Origin of the sequence: Streptomyces sp. NPDC014891, from assembly GCF_043081085.1 — a bacterium.
Lineage (GTDB): Bacteria > Actinomycetota > Actinomycetes > Streptomycetales > Streptomycetaceae > Streptomyces.
The window spans coordinates 1-20,417 of record NZ_JBIBWF010000009.1; the positions used below are offsets into that span (position 1 = coordinate 1).

At 73.3% G+C, this 20,417-nt stretch carries 18 protein-coding genes; 8 read left to right on the forward strand and 10 right to left on the reverse strand.

The features are described from left to right. From ACF09E_RS24615 to ACF09E_RS24625, 3 genes are all read right to left on the reverse strand, one after another. A partial coding sequence (locus ACF09E_RS24615; protein ID WP_392207109.1) for a phosphatidylglycerol lysyltransferase domain-containing protein occupies nt 1-928 on the reverse strand: 928 nt, incomplete at its 3' end. 130 nt (nt 929-1,058) lie between these two features. Further along, nucleotides 1,059-2,138, reverse strand: coding sequence for a nicotinate-nucleotide--dimethylbenzimidazole phosphoribosyltransferase (cobT, locus tag ACF09E_RS24620; protein WP_392207111.1), 1,080 nt, complete (start codon nt 2,136-2,138; stop codon nt 1,059-1,061). A gap of 47 nt (nt 2,139-2,185) precedes the next feature. Beyond that, nucleotides 2,186-3,388 carry a bifunctional adenosylcobinamide kinase/adenosylcobinamide-phosphate guanylyltransferase gene (locus ACF09E_RS24625; RefSeq protein ID WP_392207113.1) on the reverse strand — a complete coding sequence of 401 codons (1,203 nt, stop codon included), beginning with the start codon at nt 3,386-3,388 and terminating at the stop codon, nt 2,186-2,188. Nucleotides 3,389-3,479: 91 nt separating this feature from the next. Here ACF09E_RS24625 and ACF09E_RS24630 point away from each other — a divergent pair, with 91 nt between their 5' ends. Beyond that, a complete protein-coding gene (locus ACF09E_RS24630) occupies nt 3,480-3,686 on the forward strand; it encodes a hypothetical protein (RefSeq protein WP_361407450.1) in 207 nt (68 codons plus the stop codon). 125 nt (nt 3,687-3,811) lie between these two features. Here the strand turns inward: ACF09E_RS24630 and ACF09E_RS24635 are convergent, their stop codons facing one another. The 3 genes from ACF09E_RS24635 to ACF09E_RS24645 form a co-directional block, all read right to left on the reverse strand. After that, nucleotides 3,812-4,960, reverse strand: coding sequence for a S1C family serine protease (locus ACF09E_RS24635; RefSeq protein ID WP_392207115.1), 1,149 nt, complete (start codon nt 4,958-4,960; stop codon nt 3,812-3,814). Between the two features lie 136 nt (nt 4,961-5,096). Next, nucleotides 5,097-5,858, reverse strand: coding sequence for a methyltransferase domain-containing protein (locus ACF09E_RS24640; RefSeq protein ID WP_361853824.1), 762 nt, complete (start codon nt 5,856-5,858; stop codon nt 5,097-5,099). Between the two features lie 80 nt (nt 5,859-5,938). Further along, entirely contained in the window at nt 5,939-6,541 is a 603-nt protein-coding gene (locus ACF09E_RS24645) for a DUF3043 domain-containing protein (protein ID WP_361853821.1), read from the reverse strand. Between the two features lie 272 nt (nt 6,542-6,813). Between ACF09E_RS24645 and ACF09E_RS24650 the strand changes: the two genes are divergently transcribed. The 5 genes from ACF09E_RS24650 (at nt 6,814) to ACF09E_RS24670 (ending at nt 13,621) form a co-directional block, all read left to right on the forward strand. Next, complete coding sequence (locus ACF09E_RS24650; RefSeq protein WP_361853818.1) at nt 6,814-7,614, forward strand: PspA/IM30 family protein; 801 nt, start codon at nt 6,814-6,816, stop codon at nt 7,612-7,614. Nucleotides 7,615-7,689: 75 nt separating this feature from the next. Continuing rightward, nucleotides 7,690-7,968: a hypothetical protein gene (locus ACF09E_RS24655; protein ID WP_388799647.1), complete on the forward strand. Its 279-nt coding sequence runs from the start codon at nt 7,690-7,692 to the stop codon at nt 7,966-7,968. A gap of 391 nt (nt 7,969-8,359) precedes the next feature. Next, on the forward strand, nt 8,360-9,601 hold the full coding sequence (locus tag ACF09E_RS24660) for a sensor histidine kinase (protein ID WP_392207118.1): 1,242 nt from the start codon (nt 8,360-8,362) through the stop codon (nt 9,599-9,601). Beyond that, nucleotides 9,598-10,287, forward strand: coding sequence for a response regulator (locus tag ACF09E_RS24665; RefSeq protein WP_392207120.1), 690 nt, complete (start codon nt 9,598-9,600; stop codon nt 10,285-10,287). The genes ACF09E_RS24660 and ACF09E_RS24665 overlap by 4 nt, the downstream gene beginning before the upstream one ends. Before the next feature lie 187 nt (nt 10,288-10,474). After that, nucleotides 10,475-13,621: an efflux RND transporter permease subunit gene (locus ACF09E_RS24670; protein WP_392207122.1), complete on the forward strand. Its 3,147-nt coding sequence runs from the start codon at nt 10,475-10,477 to the stop codon at nt 13,619-13,621. Between the two features lie 93 nt (nt 13,622-13,714). Here ACF09E_RS24670 and nadA read toward each other — a convergent pair whose 3' ends face one another. Then, nucleotides 13,715-14,923 carry a quinolinate synthase NadA gene (gene nadA, locus ACF09E_RS24675; RefSeq protein WP_392207124.1) on the reverse strand — a complete coding sequence of 403 codons (1,209 nt, stop codon included), beginning with the start codon at nt 14,921-14,923 and terminating at the stop codon, nt 13,715-13,717. A 250-nt stretch (nt 14,924-15,173) separates the two neighbouring features. On the opposite strand from nadA, the gene ACF09E_RS24680 reads away from it, so the two are divergent. Beyond that, nucleotides 15,174-15,530, forward strand: a complete 357-nt coding sequence (locus ACF09E_RS24680) for an iron-sulfur cluster assembly accessory protein (protein ID WP_015033024.1) — start codon at nt 15,174-15,176, stop codon at nt 15,528-15,530. A gap of 99 nt (nt 15,531-15,629) precedes the next feature. Here ACF09E_RS24680 and ACF09E_RS24685 read toward each other — a convergent pair whose 3' ends face one another. Both ACF09E_RS24685 and ACF09E_RS24690 read right to left on the reverse strand, forming a co-directional pair. Beyond that, complete coding sequence (locus ACF09E_RS24685) at nt 15,630-17,219, reverse strand: hypothetical protein (protein ID WP_392207126.1); 1,590 nt, start codon at nt 17,217-17,219, stop codon at nt 15,630-15,632. Between the two features lie 66 nt (nt 17,220-17,285). Beyond that, on the reverse strand, nt 17,286-17,492 hold the full coding sequence (locus ACF09E_RS24690; protein ID WP_392207128.1) for a hypothetical protein: 207 nt from the start codon (nt 17,490-17,492) through the stop codon (nt 17,286-17,288). A gap of 133 nt (nt 17,493-17,625) precedes the next feature. Here ACF09E_RS24690 and ACF09E_RS24695 point away from each other — a divergent pair, with 133 nt between their 5' ends. Further along, the gene (locus tag ACF09E_RS24695; protein WP_392207130.1) at nt 17,626-18,600 is read left to right on the forward strand and encodes a carbohydrate kinase family protein; all 975 of its coding nucleotides are present in this window, start codon (nt 17,626-17,628) and stop codon (nt 18,598-18,600) included. Nucleotides 18,601-18,760: 160 nt separating this feature from the next. Here the strand turns inward: ACF09E_RS24695 and ACF09E_RS24700 are convergent, their stop codons facing one another. Beyond that, the gene (locus ACF09E_RS24700) at nt 18,761-20,164 is read right to left on the reverse strand and encodes a cysteine desulfurase/sulfurtransferase TusA family protein (protein WP_392207132.1); all 1,404 of its coding nucleotides are present in this window, start codon (nt 20,162-20,164) and stop codon (nt 18,761-18,763) included. Nucleotides 20,165-20,417 lie beyond the last annotated feature (253 nt).

A 20,417-nucleotide genomic window follows, 5' to 3' on the forward strand; every position in this document is an offset into this window, starting at 1 on the left:
CGATCGCCCCCGGCCAGGCCTCGGGGTCGCCGATCGGATCGCCGGAGGCGAGCGACACCCCGCCGACCACCCGGTAGGTCACGGCGGCCTTCTCGCTCGGCGACCACACGACGCTCTTCTCGCGGCGCAGCGCGAAGTAGCCGAGCGAGTCGCGGTCGCCCTGCTTGTCCAGCAGGGCCCGCAGCCGCTCCTCGTCCTCCTCGGTCAGCGGATCGGTGGCCCGGCGGGAGCGGAAGGCGGCGAAGAGCACCGCGAACAGCAGCAGCGTGGACAGGACGTTGATGGTCACGTCCACCCAGCCGGGGGTGCTGATCCCGGCGAACCGCGAGTCGTCCGAGGCCAGGGTGATCAACCGCATCACGCCGTACCGCCAGCGCTCCAGGAAGGTGGAGGGGGCGCCGGAGGTGTTGGTGACGGTGACCAGGACGGCCGCCAGCAGCGAGGTGACGAGCAGACCGCCGACCGCGACCACCGCCGCCAGCCACGGGTTGGAGCGGTCCCCCTTCGCGTAGAACTCCTTCCGGCCCAGCAGCAGCGCGAGCACGAACGCGGCGGTCAGGACCAGCGAGATCCAGTTCTGGGCGTGCTGGCGGATCTCGGGGAAGAGCATCACCAGCGCGAAGAGCAGCAGGAACAGCCCGCTCAGCACCAGGTTGAGGATCCACGCGGCCCGCTTCCGCCGCCGCATGGTGATCGCCAGGAAGAGGGTGAGGACCCCCGAGGCGAAACCGGCCGTGAGCAGGTACGGAGTGAAGTAGTTGTCCTCGTTGTGCCGGCGCAGGTCCTGCCCGAAGGAGACCCAGACGGCACTCAGGAAATTGATGAACGTGACGACGCGCAGGTACCAGACGGCGAACGCGGCGCTGCGCCGTGAACGGGCCGTGGTGCCCCGGGGCGCTGCTTCGGCGGACAAACGGACCTCTCCCATGAAAAGCGATCATATGGGGCGTCGTTTGTCATGCGGCGACGCCGGAGGCGGCCGCGCGCGCGTCGTGCGCACCTGACGTGCGCCACGCGTGCGGCCGCCTCCGGAGCCGACGAATCCCTGCTTCCCCGCGTCAGACCCCGGAGCCGGTGTCCCCGCCGTCCGGAGTGGTCGGATCCGGACGCTCGGGCAGCTCCGCGGCGAACGCCGCCGCGGCCTTGACGAGGGGGAGTGCGAGCAGCGCCCCGGTTCCCTCACCCACATGGACGCCGTGGTCCAGCAGAGGGTTGAGCGCCATCCGGTCCAGGGCCTTCGCCTGCGCCGGCTCCCCGCTCACCTGACCCGCCAGCCACCAGTCCGGCGCCCGGAACGCCGCCCGCTGCGCCACCAGCGCGCACGCCGCGCCCACCACACCGTCCAGGATCACCGGCATCCGCCGCACCGACGCCTGGAGCAGGAAGCCGGTCATCGCCGCCAGGTCCGCCCCGCCGACCGCCGCGAGCAGCTCCAGCTGGTCGCCCAGGACCGGCCGGGCCCGGCGCAGCGCGTCACGGATCGCCGCGCACTTGCGCATCCACGCCAGGTCGTCGATCCCCGCGCCGCCGCGGCCGGTCACCACGGAGGCGTCGGTCCCGCACAGGGCGGCGATCAGGGTCGCGGCCGGCGTCGTCCCGCCCACGCTCAGATCACCCAGCACCACCAGATCGGTGCCCGAGTCCGCCTCCTCGTCGGCGATCCCGATCCCGAGCCGGACCGCGGCCTCGGTCTCCTCGACCGTCAGCGCGTCCTCGATGTCGATCCGTCCGCTGCCGCGCCGCACGCGGTGGCGCGTCACCTCGGCCGGCAGCAGCTCCGGATCGCAGTCCAGTCCCGCGTCCACGACCCGCACCGGCACGCCGGTCGACCGGGCCAGCACCGCGACCGGGCTCTCCCCGTCCAGCACGGCCCGCACCAGCGCGTGGGCGGTGCCCGCCTGGCGTCCCGACACGTCGAGCGAGGCCACCCCGTGGTCGCCCGCGAAGAGCACCGCCTTCGGCTGCTCGATCGCCCGCACCTTCACCGAGGCCTGCGCGGCCGACAGCCACTCCCCGAGCTCGTCGAGCCGGCCGAGCGACCCCGGCGGCACCGCCAGCCGCTCGCGGCGCTCCTCGGCGTCACGCCGGATCCCCCCGTCGGGGCGCTCGATCAGATCGGAGAAGTCGTCCAGGTTCACGGGTATCCGCCTTGTGACAATCAGCGAGGGCCATCGGTGCTGGCACCCTACCCGCGCAGCACGAGCGCCTGACCGGCGACCACGAGGAGGACCTCCTCGCACTCGTCCGCGAAGGCCGCGTTCAGCCGGCCCAGCTCGTCGCGGAAGCGCCGGCCCGCCGCCGTCGCCGGCACCACGCCCGATCCGACCTCGTTCGTCACGGCGACGACCGTGCGTTGGGTCGCCCGCACCGCCGCCACCAGCTCGGCGGTCCGCTCGCGCAGCGCCGCCTGCCCGCCGTCCGCCCACCTCGCGTCGTCCCAGGCGCCCACCCGGTCCATGGCGTCCGTCAGCCACAGCGACAGACAGTCGACGAGGAGCGCCGGCCCGTCCCCGTCGAGCAGCGGTACGAGGTCGCAGGTCTCGGCGGTACGCCACGAACCCGGCCGCCGCTCCCGGTGCAGGCCCACCCGCTCCGCCCACTCCGGGTCGCCGTCCCGGCTCCCGCCGGTCGCCACGTACAGCACGTCCGGGAAGGTCTCCAGCCGCCGCTCGGCCTCCACCGACTTCCCCGACCTCGCCCCGCCGGTCACCAGCGTCCGCCGGGGCACGTCCGGCACCTCGTGGTACTCGCCCACGTACAGCGTCGTCCCGTCCGGCACCGCCCGCGCGCCCGCCGCGGCCAGCCGCCGGTCCAGCTCGGCACCGGTCGGCGCGTCGTGGTCCAGGTGCGCGGCCACGACGTCGGTCGCGGGGCCCACGGCCCCGGTCGCCCGCAGCCGGGCCAGCGCGTCCGGCCGCCCCGTCACGTCCGCGACCACCATGTCGTACGGCCGCCGGTGGTCGTCCGGAAGTCCGGCAGGCGACCCGCCCGGCGGCAGGTACAGCAGCGTCTCGCCCTCGGCCGAGGTCACCTCGTACCCGGTCCCGGGGGAGTCCATCGGCACCGCCCGCACCCGGTGACCGGAGATCAGCGTCAACTCCCGTCCGTCCGGCACCCGCCCGGCGGTGGGCAGCCCGGCGGGCACCTCCACCGCCGGCCCGTCGTGCGGATGGGTCAGCAGCACCTGTCGCACCCCCACCAGCGAATGCCCGGACCGCGCGGCGGCCAGCGCGGCGCCCGGGGTGAGATCGAGCAGCAGGGCCCCGTCCACGAGCAGCGCCGTCGCGGCGCGCACCCGCGGCCCGCGGGAGAGCGCGCACACGGCGCAGGAGCAGTCGGGACGGGGCAGGCCGAGCGGGGCACCGGTGCCGAGCAGAGTCAGTTCCACCCTCAGATCCTCCCGCGCCACCGCGAGCGGTGCGCGCCCGGCTACGCTGCGGGCAGGAAACCGATCATCCGGTGAGCACCAGGAGGCGGACATGGCATGGACGTGGCGGTTCGAGAAGTCCGACGGCACGGAGGTCGAGCCGGTGGTGACGCCCGAGGAGTTCACCACCCAGGGCGACGCGGAGAGCTGGATCGGCGAGAACTGGCGTGACCTGCTGGGCGGCGGGGCGGACCAGGTGACGCTCTCGGAGGACGGGACGAAGATCTACGGCCCGATGCCCCTGAACGCGGAGGCCTGACCCCCGCCCGACCACCCACCGCCCCCGGCTCCGCCGGGGGCGGAGCCCGCCCGGCGGTCCGGGCTCGGCGTCGTGGGGCTCCGTCCGGCCAGGGCGAAGCCCGCCCGGCAGCGCCCCCGCCCTCCTCACATCTCGCCCAGCGTCACCGTCGCCGTCCGCGTCTCCTCCCCCCGTTCGTACGTCACCACCACCTCGTCGCCCGGCCGGCGCGAGGCCAGCGCCTCCGCGAGGGACGTGATCGTCGTGACCTCCGTGTCGCCCAGCCGCGTGATCACGTCCCCCGGCCGCAGCCCCGCCTTCCCCGCCGCCCCGTTCGCCGGCGCCTCGACCACCGCCACGCCCGTCGGCTCGTAGGCGTCGTCCAGCACCGTGCGGCCCGTGATGTCCAGCGCCGCCCGGCCCGAGTCGGTGACTTTGCCGTCCTTCACGATCTGGTCCGCGATCGTCCGCACGGTCGAGGCGGGGATCGCGAACCCGATGCCCGCCGCCGAACCGCCGCCGATCTCCGGGTCGACCGCCGCCAGCGTCGGGATGCCCACGACCTCGCTGTCCAGGTTCACCAGCGCGCCCCCGCTGTTCCCGGGGTTGATCGCCGCCGACGTCTGGACCATGTTCGCGATGGTCGCCCCCGTCCCCCCGCCGTTCCGGCCCTCGCTGACCGTGCGCCCGGTCGCGGAGACGATGCCCTGGGTGACGCTGCCGGACAGCCCCAGCGGGGAGCCCATCGCCAGCACGATCTGGCCCATGTCGACGGCCGAGGAGTCGCCGAACCGGGCCGGCTTCAGTCCCTGCGGCAGCGAGTCCAGCTTGATCACCGCGAGGTCCTGCTCGGGGTACGAGGAGACGAGCCGGGCGGTCACCGGCCGGCCGCCCGTCGCGGCGCTGACCCGGAAGGTCTTCTCCTGGCCGACCACGTGCGCGTTGGTGACGATGTGGCCCTTGTCGTCGTAGACGACCCCGGAGCCGAGGCTCTCGCTCGCGTCGATCTGCACGACCGACGGCAGGACGTTCTTGATGACGGCCCGGTAGTCGTCCTCCAGGTCGTTCGCGGCGAGCGGCGCCGCCGCCTGCGTGGAGCGTTCCGGCTCCGGCGCTCCTCCGCCGGCCGAGCAGCCCCCGAGGAGCCCGACGGCGCAGACCACGGCAGCCAGCGGCGGAAGGGGGGAGCGGGAGACACGAGCGAACAGGAGGAGACCGGAGCGGAGGGGGAGACCGGAGCGGAGGGGGAGCGGAGACCGCGGGGGACGGGGAGCGCGGGCACGGGAGACGTCCATGTCCGGAGTATCCGTGCCGTCCCGGGACCGGGCCCGGTGAGCGCATCCGATCAGCGGAGCACCACCGCCCGTCGGCGTCCGGGCCTGCCGCGCGGGGCCGCGCGGGCGCGCCCGCCGCGCACGGGCGGCCCGGGGATCAGCCCCGTACCCCGCAGAGGTGCAGCAGCGCCGCCACCCGGCGGTACGGCTCGGTCCGCCCCGCCCGGTCCTCGGCGGAGAGCAGCCGGTCGAGCTCCTCGGCGGGCGGCAGCCCCGCGTCGGCGGGGACGGCGTCGGTGAAGACCCGCACCCCGTACCAGGCGTGCAGCGGCGCCGCGATCCCGGCGAGCGTGGAGGTCAGTGCGTCGAGGCGGTCGGCCCGCACCTTCACGCCGTCGTCGTCGGTGTAGACGTCGGAGTCGAAGCCGGCGAGCGCACCGGACCAGTCGCCAGCGAGTCCCGGGCGCATCGCGAGGGCCTCGGCGTTCCGCACGACCAGCGAGAGCAGCCCCCCGGGGGCGAGCATCCGGGCGAGCCCCGCGAGCAGCGCGTCGGGCTCGTCCGCGTACATGAGGACGCCGTGGCAGAGGACGACGTCGAAACTGCCGGGCAGGAAGTGCACCCCGGTCTCGCGCCCGTCGCCCTCGATCAGCCGGACCCGTTCGCGGATGCCGGCGGGTTCGGTCGCCAGCGACTCGCGGGCGGCCTTCAGAAGGTCGGGATCGGCCTCGAGGCCGGTCACCGTGTGCCCGGCGCGGGCGAGCCGGAGGGCCTGGGTGCCCTGGCCCATGCCGGCGTCGAGGATCCGGAGCCGCTGCCCCACGGGGTAGCGGCCGGCTATCTGCTCGTCGAGCTGGCGGGCGACTATCTCCTGCCGGATGGTGTCGCGCAGCCCGCCGGAACCGGCGGGCCAGTGCACGACGACGGGCAGGACGGGCCCCCCCGACTCCGACGTCGCGGCACCGAAGGCCCGCTCGACGGTCTCCGAACGATCGGCGCTCAGGGCCGCTCTCCGCGCTTGACCTGCGGCTTCGGCAGTCGCAGGCGGCGCATCTGGAGCGTACGCATCAGACCGTAGGCGACGGCGCCGCGCTTAGGCTCGTTCGGGAAGCGCTCGTTGAGCTGCTTCCTGAGCCGGATCCAGATGCCGACGGAGTCGATGACGATCAGGATGATCACACCGAGCCAGAGCAGCAGCGAGATGTTCTGCAGCGACCGGTTGGCGTTGCCGAACAGCGACAGCACGAGGATCACCACGGCCATCGGCAGGAAGAATTCGGCGATCGCGAACCGCGAGTCGACGAAGTCGCGCACGAAGCGGCGGACCGGACCCTTGTCGCGGGCCGGCAGGTAACGCTCGTCGCCACTGGCCAGTGCCTCGCGCTGGCGCGCCAGGTCCGAGCGGCGTGCCTCGCGCTGGCGCTTGGCGGCCTCCTTGCGGTCGGTCGGCACCGTCGCGGCGCGACGGCGCTGGGTCTGCGCCTCACTCCGCTTCGGGGTCGGGCGGCCCTTGGGGGCCTCGGGGTCGCGGGGCTGCTTGGAGAGGTCCGCCGTCACCTTGTCGGTGGGGGCCTTCTCGTCCTTCGAACGGCTACGGAACACAAAACCCAAGGGTACGGGGTGGCGGGCATGAACCCCATGCCGGGCGGGAACGATCCGCTAACAGAGTGCGTCTACGGCGGTACGTACGCGGGACGGGCGCGGGTTTCCCCTAGATCCATCTACTCCCTGCGCGGGAGGGGAGGCCGGCCGTAGTCGTCCTTGGGGAGGAGCGCATCCGGCTCCGAACAGTGCGGTAATGGAGACAGGGCCCGTACTGTGGATCCTGTCGAAAGCTGGAGCCGAAGTCCGTCAGAAGGGGGCGCGCGAAGCCCATGAGCGGTGTCATGAAGCGTATGGGGATGATCTTCCGCGCGAAGGCGAACAAGGCCCTTGACCGGGCCGAGGATCCGCGCGAGACGCTCGACTACTCCTACCAGAAGCAACTGGAGCTGCTGCAGAAGGTGCGGCGGGGCGTCGCCGACGTCGCCACCTCCCGCAAGCGGCTCGAACTCCAGCTGAACCAGCTGCAGGGCCAGTCCTCCAAGCTGGAGGACCAGGGCCGTAAGGCGCTGGCGCTCGGCCGCGAGGACCTGGCGCGCGAGGCGCTGTCGCGTCGTGCCGCGCTGCAGCAGCAGGTCAGCGACCTGGAGGTGCAGCACCAGACGCTGCAGGGCGAGGAGGAGAAGCTCACCCTCGCCGCCCAGCGTCTCCAGGCCAAGGTGGACGCCTTCCGCACCAAGAAGGAGACCATCAAGGCGACCTACACGGCGGCCCAGGCGCAGACCCGGATCGCCGAGTCCTTCTCCGGCATCTCGGAGGAGATGAGCGACGTCGGCCTCGCGATCCAGCGGGCCGAGGACAAGACCGCCCAGCTCCAGGCGCGCGCGGGCGCGATCGACGAGCTGCTCGCCTCGGGCGCCCTGGACGACCAGTCCGGGCTCGCCAAGGACGACATCCAGGCGGAGCTCGACCGGCTCTCGGGCGGTACGGACGTCGAGCTGGAGCTCCAGCGGATGAAGGCGGAGCTGGCCGGCGGCCCGTCGGCGCAGAAGCAGGCGATCGAGGGCGGCGGCGCGGCCGCTCCCCAGGACGCCCCGCAGCAGCACCAGTCCCACCCGCGCTTCGAGAAGTAGGCACCGGCCCGCGCGGGCAGCGGTCCGCGCGGGCGCCGGACGTAGGCGACAGCCCGCGAACAGACAGGACGCGTCATGATCGTACGGATCATGGGGGAGGGCCAGCGGGAGCTGGCCGACAGCCACTTCGTCGAGCTGAACAGGCTCGACGACGAGCTGCTCGGGGAGATGGAGTCGGGGGACGAGGACGGGTTCCGGCGCACGCTGAACGCCCTCCTCGGCGCGGTCCGGCGGCTCGGCGAGCCGCTCCCGGACGACGCGCTCGAACCCTCGGAGCTGATCCTGCCCGCTCCGGACGCGAGTCTGGACGAGGTCAGGGAGATGCTCTCCGACGACGGCCTCATCCCGGGCTGACCCCTCGGAATCCGGGCGGACGCCGCGGAAACCTCGGATGGCGCCCCGGGGCCCGGGGCTGAGGCCCCGCAGACTCCGGCCGCCGATCCGGAACCCCGGGTTGCCCCCCCCGCAGGCCCCGGCCGCCGTTTGCGGAACCCCGAGCTGACGCCCGCAGGCCCCGCCCCGGCCGACGTTTCCGGAACCCCGGGCTGACGCCCGGGAAGCCCGGCCGACGACCCCGGCCGCAGGCCTCGCGCCCCCAGGGGGAGCCGTCGAACTCACGTCCGCCCCTCCCGGCCGACCGGCCTACCTTCCCGCCACCACGGGAGACCGACGGACGGGCCCCGGGCGGCGGGACCGCGCGCCTTCCGCGCACCGCCGTTCCCCCGGCCCCGTACCGTTGGTGCCCGTGACCCCCACCGGACCCGCCACCGGCGGCCTCTTCGCCCGTCTCCGCGACGGGTTCCGCGCGCATCCGCTCGCCTTCGACGCCACGCTCGCGTTCGGCGTGCTCGTCTCGATGATCGCCGGGTCCTTCACCGACCCCCACGGCAGCCCGACCGGGCCGACCTTCGGCGACCGGGTGCCCAGCGTCCTGAGCGTGCTGCTCATGGTGCTCGGGGCGGCGGCCCTGGTGCTGCGCCGGCGCCGGCCCTTCCACGTCCTCTGCTTCACGGTGGCGGTCAGCCTCCTGGAACTGGTCAACGACACCCGGCCCGCCACCGTCTCCATGAGCGCCGTCGTCGCGCTCTTCACGGTCGCCGCCCGCACCGACCGGCCCACCACCTGGCGGGTCGGCCTCGCCACCATGGCGGTGATGACGGCCGCGGCCATGGCCTTCGGCCCCACGCCCTGGTACGCCCAGGAGAACGTCGGCATCTTCGCCTGGACCGGCATGGCCGCCGCCGCCGGAGACGCCGTCCGCAGCCGCCGGGCCTTCGTCGACGCCATCAGGGAACGCGCCGAACGCGCCGAACGCACCCGCGAGGAGGAGGCGGGCCGACGGGTCGCGGAGGAGCGGCTGCGGATCGCCCGCGACCTCCACGACGTCGTCGCCCACCACATCGCCCTGGTGAACGTCCAGGCCGGGGTCGCCGCGCACGTCATGGACAAGCGCCCGGACCAGGCCAAGGAGGCGCTCGCGCACGTCCGGGACGCCAGCCGGTCCGCGCTCGACGAACTGCGCGCCACGGTCGGCCTGCTGCGCCAGTCCGGCGACCCGGAGGCCCCCACCGAGCCCGCGCCCGGCCTCGCCGTCCTCGACGGGCTGCTCGACAGCTTCCGCAACGCCGGACTGCCGGTCGCCCTGGCCCGTACCGACGGGGAGCGGCCGCTGCCCGCGACCGTCGACCTGGCCGCGTACCGGATCGTGCAGGAGGCGCTGACCAACGTGCGCAAGCACGCGGGACCGGACGCCGAGGCCGAGGTCAGCGTCGTCCGGGTGGGCCGCACGGTGGAGATCACCGTTCTCGACAACGGCACCTCCACGCCCGACCCCGACCCCGCCCCCCACGGCGGGCACGGGCTGCTCGGCATGCGCGAGCGGGTCGGCGCGCTCGGCGGCACCCTGACCGCGGCCCCCCGGTACGGCGGCGGCTTCCGCGTCCAGGCGATACTGCCGGTGACGTCCCGCACGGGGGAGGACACATGACGATCCGGGTACTGCTCGCCGACGACCAGGCCCTGCTCCGCAGCGCCTTCAAGGTCCTGGTGAACTCCGAGGCGGACATGGAGGTCGTCGGCGAGGCGGCCGACGGTGCCGAGGCCGTGGCCCTCGCCCGCTCGGAGCGGGCCGACGTGGTCCTGATGGACATCCGCATGCCCGGCACCGACGGCCTCGCCGCCACCCGCATGATCACCGCGGACCCGGAGCTCTCCGACGTGCGGATCGTCATGCTGACCACCTTCGAGGTCGACGAGTACGTCGTGCAGGCCCTCCGCGCCGGGGCCTCCGGGTTCCTCGGCAAGGGCGCCGAACCGGACGAGCTGCTCGGCGCGATCCGGGTCGCCCACGCGGGCGAGGCACTGCTCTCCCCGGCCGCCACCAAGGGGCTCATCGCCACGTTCCTCGCCCAGGGACCCGGTGCCGACGCCGTCGGCGAGGGCGGCCGGGCCCGCACCGAGCGGCTCGCCGCGCTCACCGCCCGGGAGCGCGAGGTCCTCGTCCTGGTCGGCGGTGGCCTCTCCAACGACGAGATCGCCGAGCGGCTCGACGTCAGCCCGCTCACCGTGAAGACCCACGTCAACCGGGCCATGGCCAAGCTGGGCGCCCGCGACCGCGCCCAGCTGGTCGTCACCGCCTACGAGTCGGGACTGGTACGTCCGAGGGTGGAGTGACCGGCGACTCCCGCGTACTCCAGACGCGGTATGCGCGGGATAAGGATGTGGACCCGGGGGGCGAGGACTTCCGGGCCGCGATGGCAGATCGTATAGGCGGGGGGCACCTCCGGCGGATCCCGCGGATCCGGGCCGGCGCCTTGGCTGCTCCCGCCCGTCGACGCGTACGCCACAGAAGAGAGACCCCATGTCCTGGCTGTCGAGATTCAGCCTCGCCCAAAGGGCCCTGATCGGGCTGATCTCCATCGTCGCCCTGGTGTTCGGGGCGATCGCGATACCGCAGCTGAAGCAGCAGCTGTTCCCCTCGATCGAGCTGCCCATGGTCTCGGTCCTCGCGCCCTACCAGGGCGCCTCTCCCGACGTGGTCGAGAAGCAGGTCGTCGAGCCGCTGGAGAGCAACCTGAAGGCCGTCGACGGCCTGAAGTCGGTCACCTCCACGGCCTCCGAGGGCATGGCGCTCGTCATGGCCTCCTTCGACTACGGCGACGAGTCGACGAAGCAGCTCGTCGCCGACGTCCAGCAGGCCGTCAACCGGGCCCGCGCCGAACTGCCCGACACGGTCGACCCGCAGGTCGTGGCCGGCTCCACGGACGACATCCCGACCGTCGTCCTCGCCGCCGCCTCCGACCAGGATCCGCAGGCCCTCGCCGACCTGCTGGACCGCACCGTCGTGCCCGCCCTCGAAGGCATCGAGGGAGTCGGCCAGGTCTCCGTGACCGGCGTTCAGGACCTCCAGGTCTCCGTCACCCCCGACGACCGCAAGCTCGCCGCGGCCGGCCTCACGACGATGAAGCTCGGCGAGGCCCTCCGCTCCGGCGGCGGCACCCTCCCGGCCGGCTCCTTCTCCGAGACCGGCAAGAGCCGCACCATCCAGGTCGGCGGCGGCTTCACCTCGCTGCGCCAGATCGAGGACCTCCGCATCCCGGCGGCCACCCCCGGCAAGGGCAAGGCGGTCCGCCTCGGCGACGTCGCCACCGTCCGCCAGGAGGAGTCCCCGCGCGTCTCCCTCACCCGGACCAACGGCAAGCCCAGCCTCGCCGTCATGGCCACCATGGACAAGGACGGCAGCGCCGTCGCGATCTCCGACGCCGTTGAGGAGAAGCTGCCCGAGCTCCGCGCCGACCTCGGCGCGGGCGCCGAGCTGACCGTGGTCTCCGACCAGGGCCCGGCCGTCGCCAAGGCCGTCTCCGGCCTCACCACCGAGGGCGCCCTCGGCCTCGTCATGGCCGTCCTGGTGATCCTGGTCTTCCTCGCGTCGATCCGCTCCACCCTGGTCACCGCGGTCTCCATCCCGCTCTCCGTGGTCCTCGCGCTCATCGTGCTGTGGACCCGCGACCTCTCGCTGAACATGCTGACGCTCGGTGCGCTCACCATCGCCATCGGCCGGGTCGTCGACGACTCGATCGTGGTCCTGGAGAACATCAAGCGGCACCTCGGCTACGGCGAGGAGCGGCAGGCCGCGATCCTCACCGCGGTCCGCGAGGTGGCGGGCGCCGTCACCTCCTCGACGCTCACGACCGTCGCCGTCTTCCTGCCGATCGGTCTGACCGGCGGCATGATCGGCGAGCTGTTCGGCTCCTTCTCGCTGACGGTCACCGCGGCCCTGCTGGCCTCGCTGCTCGTCTCCCTGACGGTCGTCCCGGTCCTCTCGTACTGGTTCCTGCGCGCCCCCAAGGGCACCCCCGAGGACCTGGCCGAGGCCCGCAGGCTGGCCGAGGAGAAGGAGGAGAAGAGCCGTCTCCAGCGCCTCTACGTGCCGGTCCTGCGGTTCGCGACCCGGCGCCGGCTCACCAGCCTCGCCATCGCGTTCGTGGTCCTGATCGTCACCTTCGGCATGGCCCCGCTCCTGAAGACGAACTTCTTCGACCAGGGCGAGCAGGAGGTGCTCAGCATCCAGCAGGAGCTGGCCCCCGGCACCGCCCTCGACGCCTCCGACGCGGCCGCGAAGAAGGTCGAGAAGCTCCTCGCGGACACCGACGGCGTCAAGGACTACCAGGTCAACGTCGGCTCGTCCGGCTTCATGGCGGCCTTCGGCGGCGGCACCGGCACCAACCAGGCCACCTACCAGGTCAGCCTGGAGGACTCCGCCGCGTTCGAGAAGACCCGGGACGCCATCGAGAAGGGCCTCGCCGCCCTCGACGGCATCGGCGAGACCAAGATCGCCGCCGGTGACGGCTTCGGCAGCCAGGACCTGAGCGTGGTCGTGAAGGCCGCCGACGCCGAGGTCCTCGAGAAGGCCTCCGACCAGGTCAGGGACGCGATCGCCGGCATGAAGGACGTCACCGACGTCCAGAGCGACCTCTCGCAGTCCGTCCCGCGCATCTCGGTCCGGGCGAAGCCCGCGGCGGCCGACGCCGGCTTCGACTCCGCCTCGCTCGGCATGATCGTCGGCCAGGCCGTCCGGGGCACCCCGGCCGCCAAGGCGACCCTCGACGACAGCGAGCGCGACGTCCTCATCACCTCGGCGAAGCCGGTCACCACCCTGGCCGGACTCAGGGCGCTGCCCCTCGGCCCGGTGAAGCTGGGCGACATCGCCACCGTCGAGCTCGTCCCCGGCCCGGTCTCCATGACCCGGATCGACGGCGCCCGCGCCGCGACGATCACGGCCAAGCCGGTGGGCGACAACACCGGCGCCGTCAGCGCCACCCTCCAGCAGAAGATCGACGCGCTCGACCTGCCCGAGGGCGCCACCGCCAGCATCGGCGGTGTCTCCGAGGACCAGTCCGAGGCCTTCCTCAACCTGTTCCTGGCCATGCTGGCCGCCATCGCGATCGTCTTCATGCTGCTCGTCGCGACCTTCCGGTCGCTGGTCCAGCCGCTGATCCTGCTGGTCTCGATCCCGTTCGCGGCGACCGGCGCGATCGGCCTGCTCGTGGCCACCGACACCGCGATGGGCGTCCCGGCGATGATCGGCATGCTGATGCTCATCGGCATCGTCGTCACCAACGCGATCGTCCTGATCGACCTGATCAACCAGTACCGGGCGCAGGGCCTGGGCGTCGTCGAGGCGGTGATCGAGGGCGGCCGGCACCGGCTCCGCCCGATCCTGATGACCGCCCTGGCGACGATCTTCGCGCTGCTGCCGATGGCGCTCGGCATCACCGGCGAGGGCGGCTTCATCGCCCAGCCGCTGGCCGTCGTGGTGATCGGCGGTCTGATCACGTCGACGCTGCTGACGCTGCTCCTCGTCCCCACGCTCTACGCGATGGTGGAGCTCCGCAAGGAGCGCCGTGCGAAGAAGAAGGCGGCGAAGAAGGGCAAGGACATCCCGGAGCAGCCGACGGAGGCGAACACCGACACGGACACGTCGCTGCTCGACGCGCTGGACGCCTAGGAGACGCCGCTGGACGTCCCGCAGAAGCCGCAGAACGCCTGAGGGCGCCCCGCACCTCGCGGGGCGCCCTCAGGGCGTATCGGGGGAGAACCGTTACGGCAGAGCGAGCATCCGCTCCAGCGCGAGCTTCGCGAAGCTCTCCGTCTCCTTGTCGACCCGGATCTGGTTGACGAGGTTGCCCTCGGCGAGGGACTCCAGGGTCCACACCAGGTGGGGCAGGTCGATGCGGTTCATCGTCGAGCAGAAGCAGACCGTCTTGTCGAGGAAGACGATCTCCTTGTCCTGGTCGGCGAACCGGTTCGCGAGCCGGCGGACCAGGTTGAGCTCGGTGCCGATCGCCCACTTGGAACCGGCCGGGGCCGCCTCCAGGGTGTTGATGATGTACTCGGTGGAGCCCACGTAGTCCGCGGCGGCGACGACCTCGTGCCGGCACTCGGGGTGGACCAGCACGTTCACGCCCGGGATGCGCTCGCGGACGTCGTTCACCGAGTCCAGCGAGAAGCGGCCGTGCACCGAGCAGTGGCCCCGCCACAGGATCATCTTGGCGGCGCGCAGCTCCTCGACGGTCAGCCCGCCGTTCGGCTTGTGCGGGTTGTACAGGACGCAGTCGTCGAGCGACATGCCCATGTCGCGGACGGCGGTGTTGCGGCCCAGGTGCTGGTCCGGCAGGAACAGCACCTTTGTCGTGCCGGGCTCCCCCTGCCCGAAGGCCCAGTCCAGGGCGCGCTCGGCGTTGGACGAGGTGCAGATCGTGCCCCCGTGCTTGCCGGTGAAGGCCTTGATGTCGGCCGAGGAGTTCATGTAGGAGACGGGCACGACCTGGTCGGCGACGCCGGCCTCGGTCAGCACGTCCCAGCACTCGGCGACCTGCTCGGCGGTGGCCATGTCGGCCATCGAGCAGCCGGCCGCGAGGTCGGGCAGGACGACCTTCTGCTCGTCGCCGGTGAGGATGTCGGCCGACTCCGCCATGAAGTGCACGCCGCAGAAGACGATGTACTCGGCCTCGGGCCGGGCCGCGGCGTCGCGCGCGAGCTTGAACGAGTCGCCGGTGACGTCGGCGAACTGGATGACCTCGTCGCGCTGGTAGTGGTGGCCCAGGACGAAGACCTTGTCCCCGAGCTTCTCCTTGGCGGCGCGGGCGCGCTCCACCAGGTCCGGGTCGGAGGGCGAGGGGAGGTCGCCGGGGCACTCCACGCCGCGCTCGCTCTTCGGGTCGGCCTCGCGACCGAGCAGAAGCAGGGCGAGCGGCGACGGCTGTACGTCGAGGTCATGACGGGCTTGGGCCGTGGTCACGTCACGCACCCTTTCTTCGGGGAAACCTTTTCGTCGAAATGACGCTATCTATCATAACCGCTTCACGTCACGTTGACGATGTCCATAGTGTCGATGTGACGAATTCGCTGCCGCCGCCGCGGGACTTCCTCGTCCCCGCCGCTGGACAGGGTGTGCGAGCATGAAGAGAGAAAGACCCCACACGGCCCGGAATGAATCCGGGGCACCGTCGGTTGCAACCGTCGGCAAGCAGTCTCCGTACACACCGGGAGAGAAGCAGATGTCCGTATCGGACGAGAAGACCACTGTCAGCGACGGCATCCTCCTGTCCGACGCCGCCGCGGCCAAGGTCAAGGCCCTCCTCGACCAGGAAGGCCGCGAGGACCTGGCCCTGCGCGTCGCCGTTCAGCCCGGCGGCTGCTCCGGCCTGCGTTACCAGCTGTTCTTCGACGAGCGCTCGCTCGACGGCGACGTCGTGAAGGACTTCGACGGCGTCAAGGTCGTCACCGACCGCATGAGCGCCCCGTACCTGGGCGGCGCCTCGATCGACTTCGTCGACACCATCGAGAAGCAGGGCTTCACCATCGACAACCCGAACGCCACCGGCTCCTGCGCCTGCGGCGACTCGTTCAGCTAAGCTCCGCCGGGCCGCGCGCGGCCTCGCACGCCGGAGGGCGGTGGTCCAGGAGGAATCCTCCCGGACCACCGCCCTCCGGCGTGTGCCGGAGCGCGCCGCTCAGCGGCGCGGCACCGCCTCCCCGCTCGCCTCGTCCACCACCGGACGGTCGCCCAGCGGGCTGCGCAGCGTCACCGTCTGCGTGAAGTCCTTGGCGATCATGATGCAGACCCGCTCGGGGTCGGACTTCTCGACGATCCGCACCGTCACCCGGTCCGGCTGCTCGTCCGCCCGCACGGTGTACGTGCTGCACACCCCGCCCCAGAAGGTGACGGCGAGCTCCCTGCCGCCCTCCTGGACCCGGACCGACTCCACGGCCCGGGGCACCCCGCCGTCGTCCCCGGGGGGCCGCGTGGGCGCCGGCACCGGCGAGGGCGTGGCCGGCGGCGCCAGGTACTCCGGGGCCACCGCCGTCCGCGCCACCGTGTACGGCGCGCCCTCCGCCGGGTCCGCGGTGAACAGCCACGACGGTACGAGCAGCCGCTCGCCGTCCACGTCGCGCGCGGCCAGCCCGAACACCGCGGCCGTCACCGGCACCCGGTCCGGGGCGGCGCGCTGCACGATCGTCTGGCAGGGCGGGACCGGTTCGACGCGCCCGGGCGCCGGCGTCCCGCCGGTCCGGGTGTCCTCGGGCCTCCCGTTCCCGTCCACACCGGGCGCGGCGGGCTCCACGCCGCCGGGCGCCGGCTTCCCGTCCGTACCGGCCGTGCCGGCGCCCGGCGGGTCCGTGGGGCAGCGCCCCACCCCGATCGGGCCGGTGCCCTTCGCGTCCTCGTTCAGCGCGGCGAGCGCCTTCGCCGCCCCGATCACCGGGTACGCGGCACCCTCGGCCGGCTCCTTGAGCATCCCGCTGCCCGCGACCGTCCGGCCGTCCCGTGCGATGTGCAGCCCCGTCGACCAGCCGTACGTCGGCAGCCCGCCCACCACCGGATCGGCGTTGACCACCCGGACCGAACCGTTCACCACACCCGTCGCGGTGACCTTGGCGTCGTCCTGGCCGAGCGCCTTGAGGACCGGAGCGGCCGCAGCCTTCGCCGCCGCCTCGCTCAGCGGGGTACCGCCCGGCGCGGGCTTCGACTCGCCCGGCGGCGGGCAGGCCCGGCCCTTGAGACAGGCGTCGCCCGCCGGGCCGCCGTCGTACCAGGAGTAGGTCCAGTTCCCCGGCGCCTTCCGCGCCACGTCGAGACGGGCCCCCGAACCGTCCTTCTCCGGCCGGATCGTCCAGACCTCGCCCACGAGCGAGGGACTGCCGGAGACGCCCAGCGCTTCGGCCAGCCTGGTCACCTCCGCCGAGGTGACCAGGCCCTCGGGCCGGTGGACCGCGGCCGAGGAGGGCCCTTGGGGGAGTGGGCCCTTGGCTGTGTAGACGGTCCCGTTCGGGCCGCCCCCGGGGTCGGGCTCGCCGGGCGCGATGCCCGGACCGCCCCCCGAGTCGCCACCGGGGGTGGCGACGCCGCTGCCGCCCTCCTCCAGGCGCAGCGTGGGCGGCGGACCGGCGTCCGCGGCCTTCGCGGCCGCGCCCACGCCGGTGCCGTCACCGGATGCCGAGGTGGCCAGGTAGACGCCACCGCCCCCGGCGAGCAGCACACCCGCCGCCACCGAGGCCGCGATGGTGCTCCGCCGCCTCCGTACGTTCTCCGTACCGCTCACCGCAACGCTCCCTCGTCTCGAACGGACGCCGATGGGACGGAGCGGGCGGGCGGACGGTTCCCTCCGTCAGCCCCCGTACTCGGCCGTCGCGTCGATCAGCCGCGCCGAGGCCGCCGGGACGACGACCCCGTGGATCAGCGCGGGGGAGACCGGATCCGGCACGGGGGCGGCCGGGGTCACCCAGTGCGGAGCCATCCGTGCGCCGTCGCCCCGCAGGTCGGCGAGGCTCGGCTCGGACTCGTATCGCTCACGTGAAGCGGGGTAGATGGTCATGGGCGCACCGTATGCATCGCACGCCCCCGGGGAAAAGGCCTACTCTGGGGTAGTTTCCACTGTTCGGCAGTGAGGCCTCCAGCCGGTAGCGTGAATGTCCGTCATTGCCGCCTTCCCGCAGGAGCACCCCGCCGTGCGTATCGCAGTCACCGGCTCCATCGCCACCGACCACCTCATGACGTTCCCCGGCCGGTTCGCCGACCAGCTGGTGGCCGACCAGCTGCACACGGTGTCCCTCTCCTTCCTCGTCGACAACCTCGACGTCCGGCGCGGCGGCGTCGGCCCCAACATCTGCTTCGGCATGGGCCAGCTCGGCGGCACCCCGATCCTCGTGGGCGCGGCCGGCTACGACTTCGACGAGTACCGCGGCTGGCTCGACCGCCACGGCGTCGACACCGGTTCGGTCCGGATCTCCGAGGTCCTCCACACGGCCCGGTTCGTCTGCACCACGGACAAGGACCACAACCAGATCGGCTCCTTCTACACCGGCGCGATGAGCGAGGCCCGGCTGATCGAGCTCAAGGCCGTCGCCGACCGGGTGGGCGGGCTCGACCTGGTCCTCATCGGCGCCGACGACCCCGAGGCGATGCTCCGCCACACGGAGGAGTGCCGGACGCGGGGCATCCCGTTCGCCGCCGACTTCTCGCAGCAGATCGCGCGGATGGACGGCGACGAGATCCGCACGCTCCTGGACGGCGCCACGTACCTCTTCTCCAACGAGTACGAGAAGGGCCTCATCGAGTCCAAGACGGGCTGGACCGACGCCGAGATCCTCGCGCGTGTCGGCCACCGCGTCACCACGCTGGGCTCGCGGGGCGTCCGCATCGAGCGCGTCGGCGACACGCCGATCGAGGTCGGGTGCGCGGAGGAGACGGCGAAGGTCGACCCGACGGGCGTCGGCGACGCGTTCCGCGCGGGCTTCCTGACGGGTCTGTCCTGGGGCGTCGGCCTGGAGCGAGCCGCGCAGGTCGGCTGCATGCTGGCGACGCTGGTCATCGAGACGCTGGGCACGCAGGAGTACACGCTGCGCCGGGCCAACTTCATGGAGCGCTTCACGAAGGCGTACGGCGACGAGGCGGCGTCGGAGGTCCAGTCCTACCTGTCCTGACACCAGGCGGCCCCTGCCGGACGCCGGGTCGGACCGAACCGAACCGAACCCGGCGCTCCCACGGGCGCGCCGCCCCCACGCCCCTTGTTCCCGAACCCGCACCCACAGGTCGTCGCACCATGGGTGCGGGTTCCGGCGTGGAAGCCGCAGGCCCGGTGCGTCAGGTCGCGCGCCGGATCACGTACGCCACCCCTCCCCCCGCCGCGGGCGACTCGCCCACATACTCCTGCCCCCGCATCTCGCACCACGCCGGAATGTCCAGCCGCGCCGCCGCGTCGTCCGCCAGGACCGTCACCGTCCCGCCCAGCGGCACGTCCCCGATGACCTTCGCCAGTTCGATCACCGGGATCGGGCAGCGCCGGCCCAGCGCGTCCACCACCAGGGAGCCCGCACCCGGCGCGGCCACCGCCGACGGCGCCGTCGCCGGAGCGCCCAGCCGTTCCCGCACCCCCGCGACCACCCCCGGCAGCACCTCCAGGAAGCGGTCCACATCCTCCTCCGCCGTGCCGGCCGGCAGGGACACCCGTACGTTCCCCTCGCTCAGCACCCCCATCGCGCGCAGCACATGGCTGGGGGTCAGCGTCGAACTCGTGCACGACGAACCGGACGAAACGGAGAAACCCTCCCGGTCCAGCTCGTGCAGCAACGTCTCCCCGTCGACGTACAGGCAGGAGAAGGTGACCAGATGGGGGAGGCGCCGCACCGGGTCCCCCACCACCTCCACGTCCGGGACCAGCTCCGGGACCCGCGACCGGATCCGGTCCACCAGGGCCCGCAGCCGCGCCTCCTCCACCGCCGCCTCCGCCCGTACCGCCCGCAGCGAGGCCGCCGCCGCCACGATCGCCGGCAGGTTCTCGAAGCCGGGCGCCCGGCCCGACTCCCGCTCGTCCGACGGGCCTTGCGGGCTGAACCGCACGCCCTTGCGCACCGCGAGCAGACCCACCCCCGCCGGCCCTCCCCACTTGTGCGCACTCGCCGCGAGCAGCGACCAGGCGCCCTCCACCGGGCCCCAGCCCAGCGACTGGGCCGCGTCCACCAGCAGCGGCACGCCCGCCGCCCGGCAGGCCTCGGCGACCTCTGCCACCGGCTGCTCGGTGCCCACCTCGTGATTGGCGGACTGGAGACACGCCAGGGCCACCGGCCCCGCGTCGCCCGGGTCGAGCGCCGCCGCGAAGGCGCCCGCGGCCACCGCCCCCGTCCGTCCCACCGGCACCTCCGTCACCGTGGCCCCGGCCGCCGCGTGCGCCTCGGCGGCGTGCAGTACGGAGGAGTGCTCGACCGCGGAGACCACGAGCCGGTTTCCGACACGCCGACGCCCCGCGAGGGATCCCGAGATTCCCGCGTGAACCGCGCGCGTCCCCGAAGGAGTGAATACGAGCTCGTCCGGCCGGCAGCCCACGGCCTCCGCCGCGGCCTCCCGCGCGGCGTCGAGCAGCAGCCTGGCGCGCCGCCCCTCCCGGTACAGCCGGGCGGGGTCGGCCCAGCCCTCGTCGAGGGAGGCGAGCAGTGCCTGGCGGGCGACGGGGTGCAGCGGAGCGGCGGACGCGGCGTCGAAGTACGGCATCCGCCCACGGTAGGGCCTGCCCGCACACGGGCCCGGCCGCACCCCACCGGGCCGCGCCCCCCGTCCCACAGGGGCCCGGCCCCCGTCCCACCGGGCCGGATCCCCGTCCCGCCCGCCCCGCGCCCCTCCCGACCTCTTCCCCCCCGGTGAGCCCTCGTCAGAAGCGCGTCGCCGTAGTCCGGCAGACGGCCGAACGGGCGTGTCCGACCCCCCTCCGGAACCCCGGAGTCCACCCCTTCGGGGACTCGGACGG

Coding starts and splice junctions, on each gene's coding strand:
- ACF09E_RS24630 (WP_361407450.1), top strand. CDS start 3,480: ATGGCATGGACGTGGCGGTTCGAGAAGTCCGACGGCACGGAGGTCGAG.
- ACF09E_RS24635 (WP_392207115.1), bottom strand. CDS start 4,960: ATGGACGTCTCCCGTGCCCGCGCTCCCCGTCCCCCGCGGTCTCCGCTC.
- ACF09E_RS24650 (WP_361853818.1), top strand. CDS start 6,814: ATGAGCGGTGTCATGAAGCGTATGGGGATGATCTTCCGCGCGAAGGCG.
- ACF09E_RS24655 (WP_388799647.1), top strand. CDS start 7,690: ATGATCGTACGGATCATGGGGGAGGGCCAGCGGGAGCTGGCCGACAGC.
- ACF09E_RS24665 (WP_392207120.1), top strand. CDS start 9,598: ATGACGATCCGGGTACTGCTCGCCGACGACCAGGCCCTGCTCCGCAGC.
- ACF09E_RS24670 (WP_392207122.1), top strand. CDS start 10,475: ATGTCCTGGCTGTCGAGATTCAGCCTCGCCCAAAGGGCCCTGATCGGG.
- ACF09E_RS24680 (WP_015033024.1), top strand. CDS start 15,174: ATGTCCGTATCGGACGAGAAGACCACTGTCAGCGACGGCATCCTCCTG.
- ACF09E_RS24690 (WP_392207128.1), bottom strand. CDS start 17,492: ATGACCATCTACCCCGCTTCACGTGAGCGATACGAGTCCGAGCCGAGC.
- ACF09E_RS24700 (WP_392207132.1), bottom strand. CDS start 20,164: ATGCCGTACTTCGACGCCGCGTCCGCCGCTCCGCTGCACCCCGTCGCC.